This window comes from uncultured Gimesia sp. (assembly GCF_937910335.1).
Lineage (GTDB): Bacteria > Planctomycetota > Planctomycetia > Planctomycetales > Planctomycetaceae > Gimesia.
The window spans coordinates 1-6456 of record NZ_CALEMX010000021.1; the positions used below are offsets into that span (position 1 = coordinate 1).

At 47.0% G+C, this 6456-nt stretch carries 3 protein-coding genes; all 3 read left to right on the forward strand.

What is annotated here, in order from left to right:
- Positions 1-41: 41 nt before the first annotated feature.
- The gene (locus Q0668_RS00800) at positions 42-3734 is read left to right on the forward strand and encodes a secretin N-terminal domain-containing protein (RefSeq protein ID WP_298858964.1); all 3693 of its coding nucleotides are present in this window, start codon (positions 42-44) and stop codon (positions 3732-3734) included.
- A gap of 49 nt (positions 3735-3783) precedes the next feature.
- Positions 3784-5466 carry a GspE/PulE family protein gene (locus Q0668_RS00805; protein WP_298858966.1) on the forward strand — a complete coding sequence of 561 codons (1683 nt, stop codon included), beginning with the start codon at positions 3784-3786 and terminating at the stop codon, positions 5464-5466.
- A 70-nt stretch (positions 5467-5536) separates the two neighbouring features.
- Positions 5537-6456, forward strand: a 920-nt coding sequence (locus tag Q0668_RS00810) for a type II secretion system F family protein (RefSeq protein ID WP_298858968.1), incomplete at its 3' end; no start/stop codon positions are given.

Sequence of the window (6456 nt, forward strand, 5' to 3'; positions counted from 1 at the left end):
TACCGTGATCTCTATTTGTCTTATTCAGAATCGCATTCACTATGATTCAAAACGCAAAATTCAAGCTCTATTTTGTTATTGCCTTGATCGGAGTCTTTTCCTGTTCAGATTACGTTCACTACTCCTTACAGGCTCAGCCACCTGGACAGGGAGGATTTGGTGGTAGAAGAGACCGAGGTGGTTTTGGGAGCAGAGGTGGATTCGGCGGAGGTAGCCGCGGCGGAGCATCTGGTGATCTCGGTTCGATGGTGAGACGTGAAGAAGTCAAGAAAGAACTACAGTTAACGGAAGATCAAGTCAAGCAGCTGGAAGAAGTCGCTCAAACGATGCGTCCCTCCCGCGAGGAAATGGAACCATTCCTGGGCCGGATGCGAGATGCACAAACTGATGAAGAGCGAGCAATCATTCGTGAAGAAATGGGAGCGTCATTTGAGAAAAAGCGAAAAGCAGCTGAGGTGAAATTTTTCAGTCTAATGGATGAGAAACAGTCCGCCCGTTTAAAACAATTACAGTTGCAGGAGCGTGGTTATCGTCAACTGGGTAACGAAGAGACTGCTAAGTCGCTCAAGCTGACAGAAGAGCAATCAGCAAAAATCAAAGAGCTCCAACTACAACAATCTACAGCCTATCGGGAGTTGGGTCGTCGCGCTTCAACTGAAGATCGAGAAAAACTTCAAGCGGAATACAATCAGAAATTCGAAGCCGTTTTAACAAAAGATCAAACGTCCCAATGGAAAGCATTACAGGGACCACCTCTGGTTTCTGCTCAGAGTCAGGCTAAACCCGGTTCTACAACTGTGATCGGTAATGCTACACCTGCGACACGTCCGCGGCAACAAATTCCGATGGAACCGAAAGGACTGAAGCCGGAAGACCGCCGCATTTCTTTTGGAACTGGCAATGCCATTGCTATGCAAGATGCTGTCAAAGGAGATGCCAAAGGCAAGCAACCACAGGCCGTTGGTAAAATGTCATTCAATTTCCAGTTTGCTCCCTGGGGCGATGTTCTGAAACTATTTGCTGAATCGGCTGGTTACACTCTGGATTTAAATGATATTCCTCCGGGGACATTTAATTATTTTGATCAGGGCTCTTACACACCCACCGAAGCGCTGGACATTATTAACGGTTACTTACTTCAAAAAGGTTATGTGATTGTCCGCCGTAATCGGTTTCTGGTTGTATTAAATATCGATAATGGAATCCCTCCAAATCTGGTCCCCATTGTTGCCTCTGAAGAGCTTGCCCAGCGTGGCAAAAATGAACTGATGAGTGTTTCGTTCCCAATGGAGGCAGCCAACATCGATCAGGTGGCTAAAGAAATACAAGCTATTTTAGGACCGCAAGGCAAGTCGGTTGCATTGAAAACAGCAAATGCGATTATTGTTACTGATATAGGCAGTAATCTGTTACGCGTCAAAAAAATACTGGAAGGCGCCATCGCCAATGCAGGGCCTACCGATCTGGTTTTTCGTTCTTTCGATTTAAAGCATATTGATGCTATCGAAGCAGAGAAGATTATCCGAAACCAGTTCGGGTTGGCAGCCACAACAAAAAATGTCAGTGCCAGTGCCCTGACTATGCGTTATTATGAATCCCGTTCGCGACGGAGTAGCAGCAGCAGTCCCCCACCAGCACCAGTTACCCCAACGAAAACGACTCAAGTAACAGCAGATCCTCGCACAAATCGATTATTGGTGACGGCAACACCAGCGCAAATCAAAATAGCAGAAGAAATCATCAAATCGATTGACGTCGATGAAGACGGTTCCGGCAATTTGTTGACAGCAGGAGGAAATCGGCCATTCCTGCGTGTTTATACCGTGACATCTGCCGACTCAAAAGAAGTGACAAAAACTCTGGATGCCATGATCCCCGGCGTCGTTGTCAATGAAGATGCACGCAACAATAAAATACATATCGTAGCCACTCTCAAAGAGCACGAAAAAATCGAGGAAATGATTCGTCAACTGGATGGTGAAGGAGGCAGTCAGTCTGTTTCTGTCATCAATCTCAGCGAGCTTGATCCGATTTCCGCCACGTCAACACTCCGCTCATTATTCATACGTGACGGCAATGATGCCCCCACGATTGAAGCAGACCTGCTCGGACGCCGCCTGCTCGTGCGTGGCACCCCCGATCAGGTGATTCAGGTGAAAGCGTTACTGGCACAATTGGGTGAGGATGGTTCTGGAAGATCTAATGATATGCGCGATCGTGGTCCTGTTCGAACGATCCCGCTGGGCGGGCGCGATTCCAAGGAAATTCTCCAGTTAATCGATAAACTCTGGTCTGCCTCTGCCGGTGATACAAATCCTATTAGAATCGTCGTACCCTCTGAAAATTCATTAATTCAAAAGAAGGTTCTGGGAGAAGAAGAAGCTCCCACTCGAAATCGCGGGTTTCGTAATCCAGAGCAAGACACCAGCGCCCCGATCAATCGTCCGATTCAGCATCAACGCGGCATAGAGGAAACCGACAAGCAGAGATTATTCTTTACATCAAGTGAGCAGAAGTCAGCAGAACAAACTACAAAAAAGAAAAGCAGTTCACCCGAAACCAGTTCTGATCAAAAAGTAAAACCACAACCGAAAGCTCAGAAGAATTCAACACAACCTGCGCCACAGACAAAGAAAATAAATCCGGTTGCGATTTCAACAAATGGAGATAATTTGATTATTTCATCAACCGATCTGGAAGCCCTGAATCGGCTGGAACAAATGATAGACGCCTTAACCCAAGCCATCCCTCCTAAAAATCAATGGACGGTTTTTTATCTGAGATCAGCCGACGCAACTGCCACTGCGAAAATGCTGGAAAATCTGTTCCCGACCAGTTCCGTTTCCGCGATGGATTCGGGTTCCGGAATGCTTGGAGGCTTATCATCGATTGGCGGCAGTCTAATGGATGCAACCGGTTTAACAACTTTAGGAATGGGTCCACAAACATTGCGCATCATTCCGGAATCCCGCTCTAATGCGCTGTATGTCACCGGACCTGCCGATAAAGTTCGCTCTGTCGAACAAATGCTCAAGGTACTTGATGCCTCTGAATTACCGGCTTCATTGAAGGATCGTTCACCGGGGATCATTCCAGTGGAATATGCATCCGCCAGTGATGTGGAGAAGATTGTCAAAGAACTTTACAAAGATTATCTTCAGCCTCCTCAACAGCAGTCTAACGCACAAAAAGGAAACCCTTTTGCGGCGATGATGGGAGGCAGAAACTCTCAGAATGCATCTAATGCGAAACCTATTGAAGCCAAATTAGCCGTCAGCGTTGACGAAAACGCCAATCAGTTGCTGGTCTCTGCCAACGATTCTCTGTTTCAGGAAATTGAATCTCTAGTACGTGAGTTGGATTACTCTGCTAAAATGTCTCGTAAATCGGTACGCGTGGTTACTTTAAACAATGCCAATTCTGCTTTGATACAGAATGCCCTGAGTTCTCTATTACCGAATGTCTCCATTAGTACCACGGGCAGCAGCTCGCGGAAAAAGGCCACTGATCAGAAGCCCGGATCTCCTAAGCAGTCTACTTCTCCCGGCAGTTCCAACAATGGCAATGAAGATATTCGCCGTTTTTTTGAACAGCGAATGCGCGAACGAATGGGCATCCCTCAATCGGGTGGAAATCCGACACCCGGCAGTAGCCGCTCCACACGTGGGTTCCAGTCACCTGGTAGTAATAATGGCAGCTCACGTAGAGGCAGCCGTCCAGGCCGCAGCCGCTAAGTTACTCTGATTCATACCTCAAGATTTTTTTTGCTCTAGTGTAAACTCAATGGAAATCAGTGAAATTCTCCAACGACGTGGAATCCTTGACGAACGCCAGTTGCTATTAGCCCAGCAGTCGGCGAACGGTCATCGTCTAGACCGTGTTGTAATGGAGATGGGTCTAGCGACTGAAGAGGTTCTACTTAAAGCCTTTGCCGATGAACTGGGCATGAAATATTTTGAGCTGAAAGACTTTCAGGTTGATACCGAACTGCTTTCACAATTTCCGGCAACGCCGATCTTTCGACATGCTCTCCTTCCACTCAGACGAGATAATGGCCGTGTACTGGTGGCTTCTGCCGATCCATTTGACTTTGAAGCCATCGATGAATTGAGTTCTTTAAGCGGCCAGATCCTGGAACCCGTGCTGGCGCTTCATGATGATGTTGTCGAATTGATCAAGGATAATCTGGGTGTTGGCGGTGACACGATTAACGAACTGGTCTCCCAACGCGCATCCGAAGACGGAGTGGAACTGCTTGAAGAAGTCTCTGAAGAGCATGGCGAACTGGCCGATATGGCCCAGACGGCATCGGTTATTCGACTTGTCAACGAACTGCTGATCGAAGCCCTGCAACAACAGGCCAGTGATGTGCATATCGAACCTCATGAAACCGGGTTGGTCGTGCGTTATCGCGTGGATGGTTTGTTGCGGTTACAGTCAGTGCCTCCGGAAATCAATCATTTTTATTCAGCGATTATTACACGCCTTAAAATTATGGCGCATCTGAATATCGCGGAAAAGCGATTACCACAAGACGGACGAATCAAACTGCGTATTACCGGCAGGGAAATAGACGTTCGCGTTTCGATTATTCCCATGATCTATGGAGAAGGCGTCGTACTGCGTCTACTGGATAAAGAACGCATGGTGTTTCGTCTGGATAATGTCGGTTTGAACCAGGAAATGCTGACAACCTTTCGCGAATTGATCCAGGCACCTCACGGGATTGTTCTGGTAACAGGACCAACGGGAAGTGGTAAAACTTCGACCCTCTATAGTGCGTTGAATGAGATCAAGAATCCTGAGACAAAAATCATCACCGTGGAAGACCCGGTGGAATATCACAGTGAAGGGATCAGTCAAATCCAGGTCAATTCCCGAATTGGACTCACGTTTGCTAATGGATTGCGCAGCATTTTACGCCATGACCCTGATATCGTTCTGATTGGTGAAATTCGTGATGGTGAAACGGCCAACAGTGCAATCCAGGCTTCCTTAACAGGGCATCTGGTATTCAGCACTTTGCATACAAATGATTCCCCGAGTGCTTTTACTCGTTTGGTTGATATGGGTGTGGAACCTTATCTTGTTGCCAGTACTGTTGAAGCCGTGTTGGCACAGCGTCTGGTCCGTGTACTCTGTCAGCATTGTAAAAAACCTTATCAACCAAAGGCTGATAAACTACCTCCCGATTTTCCGGATCTCAATATTCAGGAATTATGGGAGCCTGTTGGTTGTCGACATTGTCGCGAAATGGGATATTCGGGGCGTATTGGAATTCTTGAACTTCTGGTAAATGACTCTGTGATCAGAAAATTATGTACTGAGCATGCCAGTTCAGGTCAAATTCGCGATTACGCCCGTAAAAACGGTTGGCAAACATTACGCGATGCCGGCTGGATAAAAGTAGTTGAAGGAGTGACTTCCGTTGATGAAATATTGCGGGTGACCAAGGGAGATATTTAGAGCGAAATTTCACTCGTAAGATAATGTCACAATTATATTTTAAGAGTTTAGATAAACCAGAGTCAGTTCAATGCCGGATTTTCAATACATCGCGCGAGAAGCAACGGGCCGCCAGGTATCTGGTATTCTGACTGCTTCCAATCAGCAAGATGCGCTGAATTCTCTGGCTGCGCGTAGTCTGTTTCCTGTAAAAGTGGATTTAGCAGATCAGGCCAAAGCTCAATTAAAGTATTCCGGCCGTCGTGTCAGGGCGCGATACCTTTCGATATTCTATACCCAGTTGGCAGACTTATTGAGGTCAGGAGTGCCTCTGCTGCGTTCACTCGAGTTATTGAATAAGCAGTCGAACAATCCCGCTCTCAAGCAGGTTCTGGAAGAAGTGCGTGGCGAAGTAGCCGATGGTACTCGTCTGGCAGTTGCCATGGGGCAACATCCTAAAGTATTTTCTGAACTCGCTGTCAGTATGATCCGCGCCGGGGAAGAAGGCAGCTTTCTGGAAGATGTGTTAAAACGAATTGCCAATTTTACCGATCATCAGGAAGAGCTGAAAAACCGTGTGGTAGGTGCGATGATTTACCCGGTATTTCTAACGACATTCGGCACGATCATTGTCAGTTTTTTACTAGTTTACTTTGTACCCAAGTTTGAGCCGATTTTCGCGCGTATGTCGGAGCGGGGAGAACTTCCATGGGCAACCACGACGCTCCTGGGATTCAGCGCATTCATGCAATCTTACTGGTTCATTATGCTTTTTGCGATCGGAATGAGCGTAGTGGCTGTTTATAAATATACAGAAACAACTGAAGGACGTTTTAAATTTGACCAGTTTCGATTAAATGCCTATGGCCTGGGAGGCGTTGTACGTAGCCTGGCCATTGCCCGGTTTTGTCGCATTCTCGGAACCTTACTGGCAAACGGCGTTCCCATTTTACAATCATTGCGGATTGCTAAAGATGCCGCGGGTAATAAAGTCATCAGTCAAGCGATTGG

Coding starts and splice junctions, on each gene's coding strand:
- Q0668_RS00800 (WP_298858964.1), top strand. CDS start 42: ATGATTCAAAACGCAAAATTCAAGCTCTATTTTGTTATTGCCTTGATC.
- Q0668_RS00805 (WP_298858966.1), top strand. CDS start 3,784: ATGGAAATCAGTGAAATTCTCCAACGACGTGGAATCCTTGACGAACGC.